The sequence below is a fragment of the Sphingomonas sp. CFBP 13720 genome (assembly GCF_014842075.1).
In the GTDB taxonomy this organism is placed as follows: domain Bacteria; phylum Pseudomonadota; class Alphaproteobacteria; order Sphingomonadales; family Sphingomonadaceae; genus Sphingomonas.
Window position 1 is genome coordinate 181,479 of the sequence record NZ_JACYVA010000004.1, and the last position, 14,819, is coordinate 196,297.

Annotated in this window: 15 protein-coding genes and 1 pseudogene; 13 read left to right on the plus strand and 3 right to left on the minus strand. The window is 63.8% G+C overall.

Annotated elements, in window-relative coordinates:
* Nucleotides 1–259 precede the first annotated feature (259 nt).
* From IFT55_RS10575 to IFT55_RS10605, 7 genes are read left to right on the plus strand one after another with little or no spacing between them, the layout of a single operon-like run.
* Nucleotides 260–694: a hypothetical protein gene (locus IFT55_RS10575; RefSeq protein ID WP_192091822.1), complete on the plus strand. Its 435-nt coding sequence runs from the start codon at nucleotides 260–262 to the stop codon at nucleotides 692–694.
* Nucleotides 676–1,656: a c-type cytochrome gene (locus IFT55_RS10580; protein ID WP_192091824.1), complete on the plus strand. Its 981-nt coding sequence runs from the start codon at nucleotides 676–678 to the stop codon at nucleotides 1,654–1,656. The genes IFT55_RS10575 and IFT55_RS10580 overlap by 19 nt, the downstream gene beginning before the upstream one ends.
* Entirely contained in the window at nucleotides 1,653–3,545 is a 1,893-nt protein-coding gene (locus IFT55_RS10585) for a cbb3-type cytochrome c oxidase subunit I (RefSeq protein WP_192091825.1), read from the plus strand. The genes IFT55_RS10580 and IFT55_RS10585 overlap by 4 nt, the downstream gene beginning before the upstream one ends.
* Nucleotides 3,542–4,159 (plus strand): cytochrome c oxidase subunit 3, encoded by a 618-nt coding sequence (locus IFT55_RS10590; protein ID WP_192091827.1) that lies wholly within the window; start codon nucleotides 3,542–3,544, stop codon nucleotides 4,157–4,159. The genes IFT55_RS10585 and IFT55_RS10590 overlap by 4 nt, the downstream gene beginning before the upstream one ends.
* Nucleotides 4,156–4,464 (plus strand): hypothetical protein, encoded by a 309-nt coding sequence (locus IFT55_RS10595; protein WP_192091829.1) that lies wholly within the window; start codon nucleotides 4,156–4,158, stop codon nucleotides 4,462–4,464. The genes IFT55_RS10590 and IFT55_RS10595 overlap by 4 nt, the downstream gene beginning before the upstream one ends.
* Nucleotides 4,465–4,487: 23 nt before the next feature.
* Entirely contained in the window at nucleotides 4,488–5,327 is an 840-nt protein-coding gene (locus IFT55_RS10600; protein WP_192091831.1) for a cytochrome c oxidase assembly protein, read from the plus strand.
* Nucleotides 5,320–5,739, plus strand: coding sequence for a c-type cytochrome (locus IFT55_RS10605; RefSeq protein ID WP_197976412.1), 420 nt, complete (start codon nucleotides 5,320–5,322; stop codon nucleotides 5,737–5,739). Before IFT55_RS10600 ends, IFT55_RS10605 begins: the two co-directional genes overlap by 8 nt.
* Nucleotides 5,740–5,819: 80 nt before the next feature.
* Here IFT55_RS10605 and IFT55_RS10610 read toward each other — a convergent pair whose 3' ends face one another.
* Entirely contained in the window at nucleotides 5,820–6,065 is a 246-nt protein-coding gene (locus IFT55_RS10610; protein ID WP_192091833.1) for a hypothetical protein, read from the minus strand.
* Nucleotides 6,062–6,310 (minus strand): hypothetical protein, encoded by a 249-nt coding sequence (locus tag IFT55_RS10615; protein WP_192091834.1) that lies wholly within the window; start codon nucleotides 6,308–6,310, stop codon nucleotides 6,062–6,064. The genes IFT55_RS10610 and IFT55_RS10615 overlap by 4 nt, the downstream gene beginning before the upstream one ends.
* Nucleotides 6,311–6,990: 680 nt before the next feature.
* Between IFT55_RS10615 and IFT55_RS10620 the strand changes: the two genes are divergently transcribed.
* From IFT55_RS10620 to IFT55_RS10635, 4 genes are all read left to right on the plus strand, one after another.
* Complete coding sequence (locus IFT55_RS10620) at nucleotides 6,991–7,659, plus strand: glutathione S-transferase (protein WP_192091836.1); 669 nt, start codon at nucleotides 6,991–6,993, stop codon at nucleotides 7,657–7,659.
* Between the two features lie 549 nt (nucleotides 7,660–8,208).
* The gene (locus IFT55_RS10625; protein WP_192091838.1) at nucleotides 8,209–8,952 is read left to right on the plus strand and encodes a glycine-rich domain-containing protein; all 744 of its coding nucleotides are present in this window, start codon (nucleotides 8,209–8,211) and stop codon (nucleotides 8,950–8,952) included.
* Nucleotides 8,953–9,325: 373 nt separating this feature from the next.
* Entirely contained in the window at nucleotides 9,326–11,941 is a 2,616-nt protein-coding gene (locus tag IFT55_RS10630) for a TonB-dependent receptor (RefSeq protein WP_192091840.1), read from the plus strand.
* Nucleotides 11,941–12,723, plus strand: coding sequence for a hypothetical protein (locus tag IFT55_RS10635; RefSeq protein WP_197976413.1), 783 nt, complete (start codon nucleotides 11,941–11,943; stop codon nucleotides 12,721–12,723). Before IFT55_RS10630 ends, IFT55_RS10635 begins: the two co-directional genes overlap by 1 nt.
* Before the next feature lie 77 nt (nucleotides 12,724–12,800).
* Here IFT55_RS10635 and IFT55_RS10640 read toward each other — a convergent pair.
* Nucleotides 12,801–13,109: pseudogene (locus IFT55_RS10640) on the minus strand (transposase); the annotation flags it as partial.
* A 35-nt stretch (nucleotides 13,110–13,144) separates the two neighbouring features.
* Between IFT55_RS10640 and IFT55_RS10645 the strand changes: the two are divergent.
* Entirely contained in the window at nucleotides 13,145–13,342 is a 198-nt protein-coding gene (locus tag IFT55_RS10645) for a hypothetical protein (protein WP_249403758.1), read from the plus strand.
* Between the two features lie 15 nt (nucleotides 13,343–13,357).
* Nucleotides 13,358–14,509 carry an AAA family ATPase gene (locus IFT55_RS17690; protein WP_192091841.1) on the plus strand — a complete coding sequence of 384 codons (1,152 nt, stop codon included), beginning with the start codon at nucleotides 13,358–13,360 and terminating at the stop codon, nucleotides 14,507–14,509.
* Nucleotides 14,510–14,819 lie beyond the last annotated feature (310 nt).

Consider the following 14,819-nt stretch of genomic DNA (forward strand, 5'->3'; position numbering starts at 1 on the left):
CCCGACGCCATCACCGACGCAGGATCAACGACGGGGCAGGTGACCGCACCGGCGGGTCTCGTTGAGCTTGGCTTGGATCGGCACGTCGGCGGTCGGAGGGCGATGCCTTTCGTGCTTCCGTGCAGCGCATCGCTGGGCGATTACTAACAATGAACCTCTTGAGATCACGAAAATGTCTTGACCGGGGGCCGGAGGTGGCGGCGGTGCAGGCCCTCCCCGTGCGGACTAACGCCTGATGCGGACAGGGCGCGGGATAGTATTGCTGACCGCTGCAATCGTGTCGGGTTGTACCGGCGAGGCACGCACCGTGACGCCGGCCGTGCCACAGACGGCGCCGCGTTCGGATAGCGATCGGCGCATTCCGGCTTATCAAGCTAACTTCTATCAGATCGGCCAAGGCGGCCGCTATTTCGGATGGTATGGTTGCGCCGCCTGTCATCATGAGCGGGCCGATCCGGTCCGCAATCTGGCAGATGGTACGTGGCGGCATGGCGGGGGGTTCGCTGCCGTATATGCCGCGATCGCCGATCACCATCGTGGAGCCGACTATGGTCGCGTAATCCCGCCCGAACAACTTTGGCAGATTACTGCCTATGTCCGCGACTTGCCGACCCACACGCCGGAAAAACGCCGTCGAACCAGCATCGATCAATCCGCCGAGCCACAGGGGGATGCGTGGCGCGGCCCCTTATGACGCGCGGGCCGGCGGGCGTCGCCGCGCTGCTGCTTCTCGCTGGCTGTGTCAATATCCAGTCTCCGCTGGCACCGACAGGGGATCAGGCGAACGCGCTGCACCGGCTGCTTGTGCTGATGACCATCGTCTGTGGTGCAGTCTATGCCGTCGTCCTTGGCGGGCTGGTCTGGAGCCTGTGCCGTGCGCGACAGCGGCTCAAACGCGACCGAGACGACCGGCTTCTTGACCGGGGGCTGTGGACGGCGGCGGCGGTGATCGTCGTCGGGCTGACGGTGTTGATCGTCGGCAGCTTCGTCGCCGAGCGGGCGCTGGTCGCAACGCGTGACGATCCGGTGCTGCATGTCCGCGTGACCGGTCATCAATGGTGGTGGCGCATCCAATATCGTGACCCGGCTTCCGGTGGCTGGGTGGAAACGGCGAACGAACTGCATTTACCCGTCGGGCGGACGACCCGCGTGTCGCTTGGATCGGCGGATGTCATTCACAGCTTCTGGGTGCCGAATGTCGCGGGCAAGATCGACATGATTCCCGGTCGCCGCAACCAGATCGACCTGACCCCCCGTCGCGCTGGCTGGTTTCGCGGACAATGTGCCGAATTTTGCGGGACGCAGCACGCGCACATGGCACTGGACGTCAAGGTCGACGCGCCTGCCGACTTCGACCGCTGGCTGATCGCACAGGCCCGGCCCGCAGGCACGGGCGCGCCAGCGACGTTCGTACGAAGCTGCGCCGCTTGTCACACGGTTCGAGGAACGTCGGCGGTGGGGCGCGCCGGACCCGACCTCACCCATGTCGCCGCACGGCGATCGATCGCGGCCGGCACGCTGCCGATGACGCGGGGCGCGTTGCAGGGCTGGATCCAGCAACCGCAGGCGCTGAAGCCCGGGACGTCGATGCCGGCGGTTCCGATGTCGGCGGCGGACGGCCTGGCGGTCGCCGATTATGTTGCGGGGCTGCGATGATCCCGGCGCAGGACCGTATCGACCAGTTGAACGCGACATGGCGTGACCCGCCCGGCATTCGCGGCTTCCTGACGACCGTCGATCACAAGCGGATCGCCGCCCGCTACATCGTTACCGCGCTGCTGCTGATGTTCCTCGCGGGCATGCTCGCGCTAGACATGCGCTGGCAACTGTCGGTGGCGGACAATACGCGGATGACGCCGCAGTTGTATAACGAAAGCTTCTCGCTCCACGGCTCGACGATGTTGTTCCTCGTCTCGGTTCCGGTGATGGAGGCGATGGCGTTCTGGCTGGTGCCGTTAATGCTGGGGACGCGCAACATGGCGTTTCCACGTTTGGGGGCGTTTAGTTACTGGCTGTATCTGGGTGGCGTGCTGACGATGTGGGTCGCCCATGCGATGGACATCACGCCCGATCTGGGCTGGTTCGAATATCCGCCACTGTCCGGCCCGTCCTATTCGCCGGGCCACCGGGCCGACATCTGGGCACAGATGATCACCTTTACCGAGGTCGCTGCGCTGGCCGCATCGGTGAATGTCGCTGCGACCATCCTCAAGATGCGGCCGCCGGGCATGACGTTGGCGCGAATGCCGGTGTTTCTATGGGCAATGCTGATCGCGTCGATCATGACGATCCTGTCGATGCCGGCGATCATGCTGGTCACGTCGATGCTGATCGCCGACCGGCTCGTCTCCACGCATTTCTTCGCGCCCGCGGCCGGTGGCGATGTGCTGTTGTTCCAGCACCTGTTCTGGTTCTTCGGCCACCCGGAAGTGTACATCATCTTCGTGCCCGCGACCGGCTTCGTCTCGTCGATCGTCGAGACCTTTTCGCGCCGGCGCCTGTTCGGGCACAATGTCGTCGTGTTGGCGATCATGGCGATCGGTGCGCTGGCCTTTGGCCTGTGGGTCCATCATATGTTCGCGGTCGGGCTGCCGCGGCTCGGCAACAACTTCTACACCGCCGCGAGCATGGCGATCGGGTTGCCGGCGGGGTTGCAGATCTTCTGCTGGATCGCGACGATGTGGAGCGGGCGGCCATGGCTGGCAACGCCGATGCTGTGGGTGATCGGCTTCATCGCGACCTTCGTCGTCGGCGGCCTGTCGGGGATCATGACCGCGTCGGCCGCGCTCGACCTGCAACTGACCGACAGCTACTTCATCGTCGCCCATCTGCATTACGTCCTGATCGGCGGCGCGATGTTCCCGCTCTTTGGTGCCTTTTGCTACTGGTATCCCAAGGCGACCGGGCGGATGATGTCGGAACGGTGGGGGCGGCTTGCGTTCGCGTTGATCGTCGGCGGGTTCAATCTCGGCTTTTTTCCGATGCACTTCCTGGGGCTGATGGGGATGCCGCGGCGCATCTATACCTATCCCGCCGGCATGGGATGGGACCTGTTGAATCAAGTCGCCACCGCCGGCAGCGCGATCGCGGTACTGGGTGGGCTGGTATTCGTCGCCAACGCGATCGTCAGCTATTGGCGGGGCAGCCCGGCGGGAGCCGACCCGTGGCAGGGATCGACGCTGGAATGGTCGGCGGCTTCGCCCGCTCCGGCGTGGAACGTCGCCTATACCCCCATCGTCGACAGCCTGACTCCGATGTGGAACGGTGATCGACCGATCCGGGTTCTCGACGGCGTCGCGATCGAGCGGCGCGAAGTGCTGGTGACAACGGTGACCGATGCGGAGCCGATCTACCGGCAGGAAAGTGCCTCACCCTCGATCTGGCCGTTGGCCGCCGCGCTTGCGACCGGGGCGATGTTCGTCGCCAGCATCTTCACCCCATGGGCCGTCGCGATCGGCGCGGTGCCGATCGCGATCACGCTGATCGGCTGGTTCTGGCCCAGTCGCCCGCGCGCGGACAGCGGCCCGCTGGCGGTGCCGCGATGAAGTTCGGGCGCGGGATCGAGATCGAGGGCGACCTGTCGCGCCTGCCGGTCAGCACCACCGGCACGCGGCATCTGGTCTGGTGGGGCAATATCGGCTTCATGTTGATCGAAGGCACCGGCTTCGCGCTGGCGGCGGCGGCCTATCTGTACCTGATGACGCAGCATGCGAGCTGGCCGCCGCCGGGCGACCCGCTGCCCGACCTGCTGTGGGGCGCGGTCTTCACCGTCGGCATGTTGCTCAGTGCCATTCCCAATGTCTGGCTGCTGCGCTGTGCGCGGCGGAAGCATCTTGCGGGCGTACGCTGGGGCATGCTGGCGATGACCGTGCTGACGCTGTTGCTGATGATCCCGCGCGCGTTCGAATTCGTGCATCTGAACGTCCGCTGGCACGACGACGCCTATGGATCGGTCATGTGGCTGTTGCTCGTGTTGCACACAACCCATCTGGTCACCGAATGGGTGGAAACCGCGGTGCTCGCCGTCTGGCTGTTCACGCACGAGGTCGGCGACGATCAGTTCGCCGATGTCGAGGACAATTCCAATTACTGGACGTTCGTCGTCCTGTGCTGGCTGCCGCTATATGCGCTGATCTATTGGGCGCCGAGGGCGGCATGACGGTACGCGCCCGTGCATGGACCGGCATCGTCGTTCCGCCGCTGACATGGTTCCTGTTCGAACAGGGGCTGTCGGCGTTGCTTCATGCCGATTGCAGGCGGTGGTGGGCGGGAATCCTGTGGGGCATCGCCAGCGCCGCGATCTGCGCGGCTGCGTTGCGTCGGGTCTGGCCCTTGCGGCGCGACGTGGGCGATCAGGCGGATTTCTGGCTTGCCCGGCTGGCACCGATGATCGCCGGCCTGTTCACGCTCGCCATCTTGTTCCAGACCCTCGCCGTCCTGCTGGTGCCGTCATGCGTGCGTTGAGGCGGATCGTTTGCGTGGCGATAATGGCGCTGACGTCCGTCCAGGCATGGGCGCATGACACGAGCGTCGCCCATGACGAACCGCCGGACTGGACGCTGGACCCGCTGATCCTGTTCCCGTTGCTGTCGGCGGCGGCGGCGTTTGCGATCGGTTGGTGGCGATTGACGCAGCGGTCGCGGCGCGGGGAGGGGGCGCTGCGTCGGTCGGCGGGGCTGTTCGGGTCGGGTTGGCTGATCCTTGCCGGCGCACTGCTATCGCCGCTGCACCAGGCCGGCGAGCGGTCGTTTTCGGCGCACATGTTCGAGCATGAACTGATCATGCTGCTTGCCGCGCCGTTGCTGGTCGCGTCGCAGCCGCTGACGATCATGTTGTGGGCGTTTCCGGTAACGCTGCGCAAGCGGATCGGTGCGTTGGTCGTGGCGGTGCAGCGGCCGTGGCGCACGCTGTCGGCACCGGTCTTCGCCACGGTGACGCAGGCGGCCGCGCTATGGTTGTGGCATGCCCCGGCGCTGTTCGATCGGGCATTGTCGAGCGATGGCTGGCACGCCGCGCAGCATCTGAGCTTCCTCGTCACTGCGCTGCTGTTCTGGGCCGCGATGCTCGGTCACCGGACTGCTCCAGGCATCGCCGCGCTGTGTCTGGTCGTCACGTCGATCGTGTCGGGGGCGTTGGGCGCGCTGATGGCCTTTGCGAACAGCCCCTGGTATGCCGGCTATGCCCGCTTCGCCTTCGCGCCGTTCGGCATGTCGCCTGCGGAAGACCAGCAGGTCGCCGGTCTGTTGATGTGGGTGCCGGGCGGGCTGGTTCATGCCGGCGTGGCGCTGGTCATCGTCCGGCGATTGTTGCGGCCGGCGCATGCATAGGCGCCGCATTCCATCGAGCCTGATCTGGCTGACGCTGCTGATTGCCGCCGCCGTCGCCGCTGCAGGCGCGTCGGGCGTTGTGCTGTATCTACAGACCCGTCACGCCAAGCGGGTACAGGCCGATGCGATGACCGGCGGCGATTGGCGGCGTGGCAAGACCGCGATTGTACGTTACCAATGCGGCAGCTGTCATGTGATCCCAGGCGTCGACGGTGCCACCGGGCAAGTTGGACCAGACCTGACCGGTATCGGCACGCGCGTGATCTTTGCGGGCGATCTGGCTAATAATCCCGCTGCACTCACTCGTTTTATCCTGCATCCCCAGCGCGTTCGCCCCGGGAGCGCAATGCCGGAGTTGGGAGTGAGGCGCGATGAAGCGCGCAGTATTGCAGCATATCTCTACGCGCAGTAATAAATTGTTTGGTCTACCCCTAGGAATGACTGAAGTATAAACATTCAGTCTATTCAATTTCGTGCCTATTCAGCGGTGCCCTATTTTACGTGTGGCCGAATGAACGTCGAGACATCGTCCAGGACCGGAGCGTGACCGCGAAAGGGCCGTGCGAGCGCAAGCAGGATGCCGACATGGCCAAGCGTGCGATACGCACGTTGGTCGACAATCGCCCCGCCCGCACGCAGCTTGCCGGCCAGCGCCTCGCTGTTGCGTGGCAACACGACGGTATCTTCTGTACCGAACAAGAGGAGCGCGGGCGGATCGCCGGCGCCAGCCCATGTCACCGGCTGCGTTTCCGCCGATCGGGTACGCGGCGGAAGGCAAAACGACCGGCCTCGGCGTCGCAGAGCGCGAAGTCACAGGGACCAGCGAGACCGACGAACCCTTTGACCGTTGCCCGCGCATCTCGCAGCCAGCGAGGGTCGACGTCCAGCATTGCGGTGATATGGGCTCCCGCCGAATGACCCATCAGCACGGCCGAGTTGCCATCGCGCCAATATTTTCCGTCGTTCTCGGTCGCCCAGCGCACGGCTGCGGCACGTCCTCTACGAAGGTCGGATAATGGACTTCCGGCACTAGTCGATAATGCGGGACGATGGTCACGAAGCCTTGAGCGGCCAGCGCGCGGCCTACGAACGCATAACCGCCTCGCGTCCGCTGTTCCAGTTGCCGCCATCGAAGAACACGACCACCGGGCGTGGTTGTCCGCAATCGCCCGACGGGGTGTAAACGTCCAGTCGCTGGCGCGGACCTGAGCCGTACGCGAGCCTTGTCGCGACAAGAGTGCCGCCGCGATCCTTCGGTCCGATCATGGTGTCAGGAATGTTTGAGTGTCGGCACCGATGGCATGCTTTCTGGTTCCGTCGTTCACATGCATCCTTCAGCGTGCAGCATGGTGTAGGCAGGACGGATACTGTCAATGTTGCCAACCATCGTCCTGCAAAGGGGGCGACTGTGCTGGAAGGCGGTTTGATGCATAATTGCCGTCACTTCGCGTGGCACGTCCGACAAAGGAAGATGATTGATGTGGTCGAAACGGTGCAGGGTTGCCGACCGGAACGCCGCGCCTGCGGACTGCCTGTGTGGATATACGGGCTCCTGCCTCCTCCAACCGGATTCCGATGCAAGACATTGCTGCTGCTGGCGGCGGTCATTCCCACTATACAAGCGAACCTCTCAAACGGCGCGTGCGGAAAGCATAGGACCGTGATGGCCGACCCCGTCCTTTACAGCTTCCGTCGTTGCCCGTACGCGATGCGGGCGCGACTGGCGCTGGCCGTCAGCGGCGTTCGGTATGAACTTCGCGAGGTTCGCCTTTCCCACAAGCCCAGCGAAATGCTCTCGATTTCGTCAAAGGGCACGGTTCCCGTACTGCAGACGGCAGACGGAGCGGTAATCGACGAAAGCCTCTCGATTATGCGTTGGGCGTTGAACTCGCGCGACCCGGACGACTGGCTGGCCGGTGACGATCCCGTGCTGATCGCCAGCAACGATGGCGCGTTCAAGCATCATCTCGACCGGTATAAATATCCCGATCGTCACAATTCCGAACCTGTGGAGGATCGCGACCTCGGTCTATTGTTTCTGCAAGAACTGGATGCGCGAATAGGAACTGCTGGACAGATTGGTGCGAAACCAGGCCTGGCCGATGCGGCGATCGTGCCGTTCGTCCGGCAGTTCGCCGCGGTGGATCGTAGCTGGTTCGACGCACAGCCTCTTCCGAAGCTGCAGGCGTGGCTTGCGGGGCACCTAGCCTCGAATCTGTTCGAGCGGATCATGCTTCGGGTTCCGTCTTGGTGTCCGGGCGAGCGGGTCGTCGTCGTGCGGGGTGTAGTGCTTGCCGATTCCCACGCGGACGTCCATCGACCGGACGAGTAACAGACGGCAATGACCGGTTCAGAGGCCATTGAAAACCGCTGGAACGGCAGGTCGTATGTCGCGACTCAACGCGTTTGGAAGCTCGTACGAGTGTCGAGGGTGCGTTAAAGGTCGAGGCGTACCACGCCGACACGTGAAAGATCAGGATGGAGATCGACGGGACCTAACGCAAAGGTGGACGACATGTGGTGCGCATTCCGAGTGCGCTGTCGCTGCTCACCGCCGCGCCGCTCGGGATCGCTAATCTGCGCAGGCTGCTGGGGCGGCCCGAGGATGCCGTCGCCTTGCGTGCGCTTCCCGAAAGCCAGGGACCGGGCAATATATTGCCGCTGGTCGCAGCGTTCGAGCGTGTCGCGGAAGTCGTCAACGGTTCTGGCAAGTTGGGCGTTTCAGCGGAACACGTCGCGCCGACTGCGTGGGGCGGGCGGCAGGCTATCTTGCATCTGACGCGCTCGCCGGTCCACCTCTTGCCGGCCAGCTATTGTTGCCTTTCGCACTGGCGGATCGGTGTCACTCTGCTGCAACAATATCCCAGTAAATTAGTCGGAGATGGAAATAAACAACGCCGCGCATATGGCGCGAAGGGTCCTTATCGGGAGGATCGAAATCCTGGCCATCGGCCGGACCGACGCGACGCTCAGCTACGAAGGGAGGCTGGCCGCGGAGAACGGATGGACCGACACGTTTGCCGGCAGGGTGGCAGCGGAATATCGTCGCTTCATCGCGCTAATTGCGATCAGTAGCGATCAGCTTACCCCTTCGGACGCGGTCGATCAGGCGTGGCATTTACATATGGCCTATAGCCGTGACTATTGGCACGGCCTGTGCCGCGATATCGTCGGACGCGATATTCATCACGAACCGACATCGGGTGGTCCTGAGCAACGCGAACAGTATCGCGACCGCTATGCGCATACGCTTCAACTGTACCATGCTACTTTTGGCAATGCCCCGCCCGCAGATATCTGGCCTGATCCGTCAGAACGCTTCGCCAGGATTTTCGAGCGGGTTGACCGGACCAGAATGATGCTGCTGGGTGCGGAAGAAGCGACGCTGATCGGGCTTGCTTCCGCCGGCCTGGCGAGCCTGATCGTGCTGGGGATGGTAACGCTGGTCGCTGCCCTGCTCATCTGCGTCACGATCGTCATATGGATGCTTGCCGCACAACTAGCGGCAGGTACGGCTCGTCGACGTTTTGATCTGAACTTTGGCAGTGGCGACGCATGTGGGCCGGACGGAGGCAGTAGCGGTGATAGCGGCTGCGGTGGAGGATGCGGCGGGGGGTGCTCGTGACGGACGTGACCCCGTTTCTTCATCCACCCGGAACTAGAGACCGGCCTCGAAGGGGCGGACGTAATAAGGCGGAAGCACTTCGCGGAAGAGCGGATCTTCGGCGTCCTGAAGGAGGCTGAGACGGGCGCTTGCTTCTGGCGACGGACGACTTCGCCCGTGGGCTTCTCGCCTGCCTGCAGACGGTGTTCGTCATGTCGAGGCGCCTCGACATGAACCATATGGCATCGCGGCTGTCTTCGAAGACATCTTTAGCAGTCACTGGGATCTTATCGAACCTCCGGATACAGCGCTCGGCGTCATCGTCTTGCAAGCATATCGTAACGGCCGCGTCACGAGCCTGATCTAGTCGCCCAGCTATCCTAGGGGGCACTTCATGATCGATTATTCGGGGCGCGTCGTCGCGCTCACGCTGCTTGTTTCCGCTTCGGCAGCCGCCTTGCCGGCATATGCGCAGGACGTGGCCGTGCCGGATTCCACACCCGCCGAACCGCAGGTCGAGCCAGCGGACGATATCGTCGTAACGGGCCAGCGTCGCGCGCAACGGGAGTCGATCGCGACCAAGCGCGACTCCTTTGCCATCGTCGATGCGATTTCCTCCGACGATATCGGCAAGCTGCCCGACCACAATACCGCCGCCGCGCTTCGTCGCATCCCCGGCGTTTCGGTGCAGGAAGACCAGGGCGAGCCGCGTTTTCCGGTGCTTCGCGGCCTGCGCTCCACCTATAACCGCACTACCGTCGACGGCGCGATCGTCTCGGGCGTGGACGAGGACGGACGCACAGTGCCGCTCGACATCATCCCGTCGGTAATGGTCGGCAGGGTCGAGGTCATCAAGACGGTGACACCGGAAAACGACGCCAATGCGATCGGCGGCATCATCAACATCGAGACGCGCAGCGCGTTCGCGGCGAAGCGGCCGTTCCTGAACGCACTGGCGTCCTATGGCGTGTACGAACAGCAGGGCGATGTCCGCAACGATCGCCCGTCGCTGCGGCTGGCCTTCGCCACCGGGCGCACGTTCGGCGATCAGGACCAGTGGGGTCTCGTCGTCGGCGGCAGCTACGAACAGCTCGATTACGACATTCCACAGGTAGAGGTCGCCGCGCCGTCGGTGCGCGAATACACCGCTGCGGGTGCGCCGGTCGATTCAGGCAGCGCGCGCGGCAACGGTATCCAGGTGCCGACGCAGGTTCGGCTGTTCTGGTACAATAACAGCAAGAAACGCTATGGCGGGAACGCGAAGCTCGAATATCGCGTCGCCGACCTGTTTCATTGGGAAATGAGCGGCATCTACGCGAAGACGCAGGACGACGAGGAACGGATCGAATTCCGTACCGAGCCGCTCGGCAACGTCGCCAGCCAGACGCCGACCGGCGGCAGCTTCGCACGCGGGCGCAACATCGTGCAGCTGAACCAGCCGATCACCAACCGCGAGATCGTCGTCGGGCGCACGGCGTTCGACTGGAAGGCGGACGATCGATGGACGGTGGACGGCGACGCCATTTATTCGCAGGGTCGGCTCTACACCCCCAACACCTCGATCGAGTTCCGCACGCGTGATGCGCAGGGGGCCAATTACGGCTTCGACTATGACACGTCGGACTTTTATCCCGTCTTCACGCCGATCAATCCTGCGCAGAACCGCAACCCCGCCAATTTCTTTCTTCAGCAACAGCGGGATGCGTCGGTGCGGACGCTGGAGAAAAGCGGCCAGTTCCGGCTCAACGCCGCGTGGGACGATGGCGGCGCGGTGAAGGTGAAAGCAGGCGCCGTCGCGCGGACCACCCGGCGCAGCTTCGCCAGCACACAGATCAATTATACAGCCCCGACCGGCTTCACCTATACGCTCGACGCGGTGGATGCGCCGGGTCCGGACGCCCTCATCGCCGGTCGCTACCTGCTGACCCCGCGGATCGACGTCGCGCAGGCGATGGACTTCTTCGATGCCAACCGGAACCGCTTCGTGACCACCGGGGCGCTGCCCACCGGCGATTACCGGGTGCAAGAGGATGTGGTTGCCGGCTATCTCCAGGCGAGCTACCGGATCGACACGCTGACGTTGCTGGCGGGCCTGCGCTACGAAGGGACCAATGTGCAGTCGCAGGGCGTGCGGGCGGTCGGCCGCGTGCTGACGCCGGTGGAAAGCCGGGGCGAATATGGCAACTGGCTCCCGGGCCTGCATCTGCGCTGGGACGCGCTGCCGGACGTGGTGGTGCGCGCCGCCTATACGAACACGATCGGACGGCCCGATTACGCGTCACTGGCGGGGAGCGAAACCCTGTCGTTCGATGGCAGCCAGCCGACGCTCAGCCGCGGCAACCCGAACCTGCGCCCGCGCAAGAGCCGTGGCTTCGATGGTTCGATCGAATGGTATCCGCGCGACGGCGTCGTGTCGATCGGGCTGTTCGCCAAGGATATCGACGACGAGATCTTCACCCTGACGAACGTCGAGACGCTGGATGTGGGGCGCGGCGCCGAACAGGTCGTCGTCACTACCCCGCGAAACGCCAACACCGCGACGATCAGGGGCGTCGAACTGAACGTACAACAGGCGTTGACCTTCCTGCCCGGCGCGCTGTCCGGCTTCGGCGTGGCGGCCAACGCCACCTTCCTCGACACCCGCTTCACCTTTCCGACCACCGCCGGGCCACGGGTGACGGGCCTGTACCTTCAGCCCGATTCCACCGCGAACGCGACCGTCTATTACCAGCGCGGGCGCTTCGAAGGGCGCGTGTCGTGGAATTATATCGGCGGCTTCCTCGAAACGATCAACGACACGATTCCCAATGCCGACCAGTATTGGAAAAGCCGTTCCACCTTCGACGCCAACGTCAGCTTCCGCATCACCCCGCAACTGACCATCTATGCCGAAGGACAGAATCTGTCCGATGCCGGCCGCCGGGAACTGACCGGGCCAGGGGGCGCCTATCTCCAGGAATCGGCGGAATATGGCCGCACCTTCTGGGCCGGCGTGACGGCGAGCTTCTGATGCGCGCTGCGCTCATTCTCACCCTCGCGGCGACCGGTGTGGGCGGTACGGCCGAAACCGTCCGCCGCCTGCCCGCAGCCGAGGCGCGACAGGGCGTCGCGGTGGGGCCGCGAGACCTGTACGCGATCGCCAATTACCGGATCGCGCGGTACGACAAGCGCACCGGCGAAAAGCGCGCGGCATGGGAAGGTGACAAGACGCGCTTTCCCCACCTCAACAGTTGCGCCGTGATCGCGCGCGATCTGGTCTGCGCGCTATCCAACTATCCAGCCGTGCCGCAGTGGAGCGCGGTGGAATTCTTCGATCCCGTCACGCTGGCACATCGGCGCACCGTCTCGCTCGGGCAGCAGATCGGGTCGCTTACATGGGTGGACCGGCATGACGGTGCGTGGTGGGCCATGTTCGCCAATTACGACGTGAAGGGTGCCGAGCTGGGGCGCGACCATCGCCACACGCTGCTGGTCCGCTTTGACGACCAGTGGCGGCGCACCGAAAGCTGGGCGCTCCCCGCATCGATCCTCGACCGGATCGCGCCGATGAGCGTTTCGGGCGGGGGTTGGGGGCCGGACGGCAGGCTCTATCTGACGGGGCATGACCGACCCGAACTCTATGTCGTGACGTTGCCCCGTGGCGGCGCCGTGCTGGATCATGCCGCAACGATCCCGATCGAGGCGGCAGGGCAGGCGATCGATTGGGACGAACACGAACCCGGCATGCTGTACGGCATCGATCGGAAGGGCGGAACGATGCTGAAGATGCGCGTGCCTACGGCGGGCCGTTGATGGACTTGTCAGTTTCCGAAGTTGATGTCAGCAGATGGCGGATCATAATGCACCGAATACAGAGCCGCTAGAGGCTGTTATGAAACTGCGGCGCTGGCGATGACCTGCCTCATCATGAGGCAGGCGAAGGCAACGACGTGAAGTTCCGCGAGTGTTTCGGCATAGCGTTCGTAATTTTTGACGAGGCGTCGGAAGCGTGTGGCCCACGCAAATGACCGTTCGACGACCCAGCGTCGCGGCAGGAGGACGAAACCACGTTTGGCTTCTGGCAGCTTGACGACTTCGAGAGCGATGCCGTGTTTCGCAGCGGCGTTGGCGGCGCGCTGGCCGGTATAGCCCTGATCGACCCGGGCATGCTCGACGGCGTCGTCGGTCACGGCCTGCAAGCCTGTCTGGTGTCGTCACCGAACAGGGCGTCACCGTGAAAGTGAACATCATCCGGTTGAAAGATGAGCCGGGCTGGTCGCTCGAACTCGAAAACGAACATGGGACGTCTACGGTCTGGGACGACCTGTTCGCGACTGATGATGTCGCGCACGCCGCTCTTCGTCAGCCTGTCGATGAAGAGGGTATGCGCGCCTTCCTCGACCAAGCTGTCGTCATTCCGTTCAGGCGTTGAGGCGGGGGAGTGCCGGTGATTTCGCAGCTAGCCATTTCCGGCTATCGCTCCCTGCGCGACATCAAGCTGCCGCTTGCTCCGCTGACGATGGTCACCGGCACCAATGGAACCGGAAAGTCGAGCATCTACCGCGCACTGCGCCTTCTTGCCGACGTGGCGCAGGGGCGTCTGGTGAACTCACTGGCGCGGGAAGGTGGCCTGCACTCAACATTATGGGCAGGCCCAGAGCGCATCAGCAACGACATGCGGACCGGCAAGGTGCCCATCCAGGGAACCGTCAGATCCGGCCCGGTCAGTCTGCGCCTCGGCTTTTCCGGTGACGATCTGGGCTATGCGATCGATTTGGGCCTGCCGTCGCCAGGCTTGGCGTTCGCCTTCGATCCGGAGATCAAGGTAGAGGCTATGTGGACGGGCGGCGTTCTTGGGCGGTCGAACCTGTTCGCTGAACGTCGCGGCCCAATGATCCGCGTCCGGCGTGTAGCGACGGGCGAATGGCGCACGGGGATGAAGAATCTTCATCCCTTCGACAGCATGGTCACACATTCATCCGATCGCGAGGACGGGTTGGAAATGCTCCTCATGCGCGAGCGCATGCGCAACTGGCGTTTCTACGATAATCTGCGCACCGACGTGGAAGCGCCGGCGCGACGGGCTCAAATCCTCACTTACACGCCGGCGCTGGCTAATGACGGTGCCGACCTGGCTGCAGCGATCGAGACCATCCGTGCGATCGGCGATAGCGGGGCCTTCGACGATGCGATCGAGGACGCCTTTCCGGGATCGTCGGTAGGCAGCGGTGAGGACGGCAATGTGTCGATGCGGCAGCGAGGTCTGCTCCGGCCGTTGCGCGCCAGCGAACTGTCAGACGGCACCTTGCGCTACGTGATGCTCTGCGCAGCGCTGCTCGCACCGAGCAAGCCGGAAATCCTCATCCTCAACGAGCCGGAATCCAGCCTGCACCCGACCTTGCTGGATCCGCTCGCAAGGCTTCTAACCACGGCGGCGAGGACCTGTCAGATCGTCGTCGTGTCCCACAGCGAACGACTGGTCACTAGCTTGGCGAATGACTCCGACACCAGAACCTATCGGCTAGAAAAGGACTGCGGCGAGACATTCCTGCATAGTGATGAAGATCATTACTGCCGCTGGGTGTGGCCCTCACGCTGATCGCCCCTCTCGTTCCCCCTGCGTTCTTGGCTGGCGTACGTCAAACACACTTTCGTGCCGTCACCCCAGAGTGGCTGAGAAAGCGCCGGATCGCCATGGTCGTACAGCAAAACGCCGCAACCGGCGTGAGCGAACGCCTTCGGCCTATCGATCCAGATACTGTTCCTTCACACAGGTCAGCCCATGCGCCATGACGATCAACGGACGCCGCCCAGGGCCGATGTCGGGCCTATAGAGCCAGCCCCGCAAGATGCGCCCCTCAGACGCGAACTCCACATTCTCTCGCATGTTGGCTGCCCCGGTCCCTTAT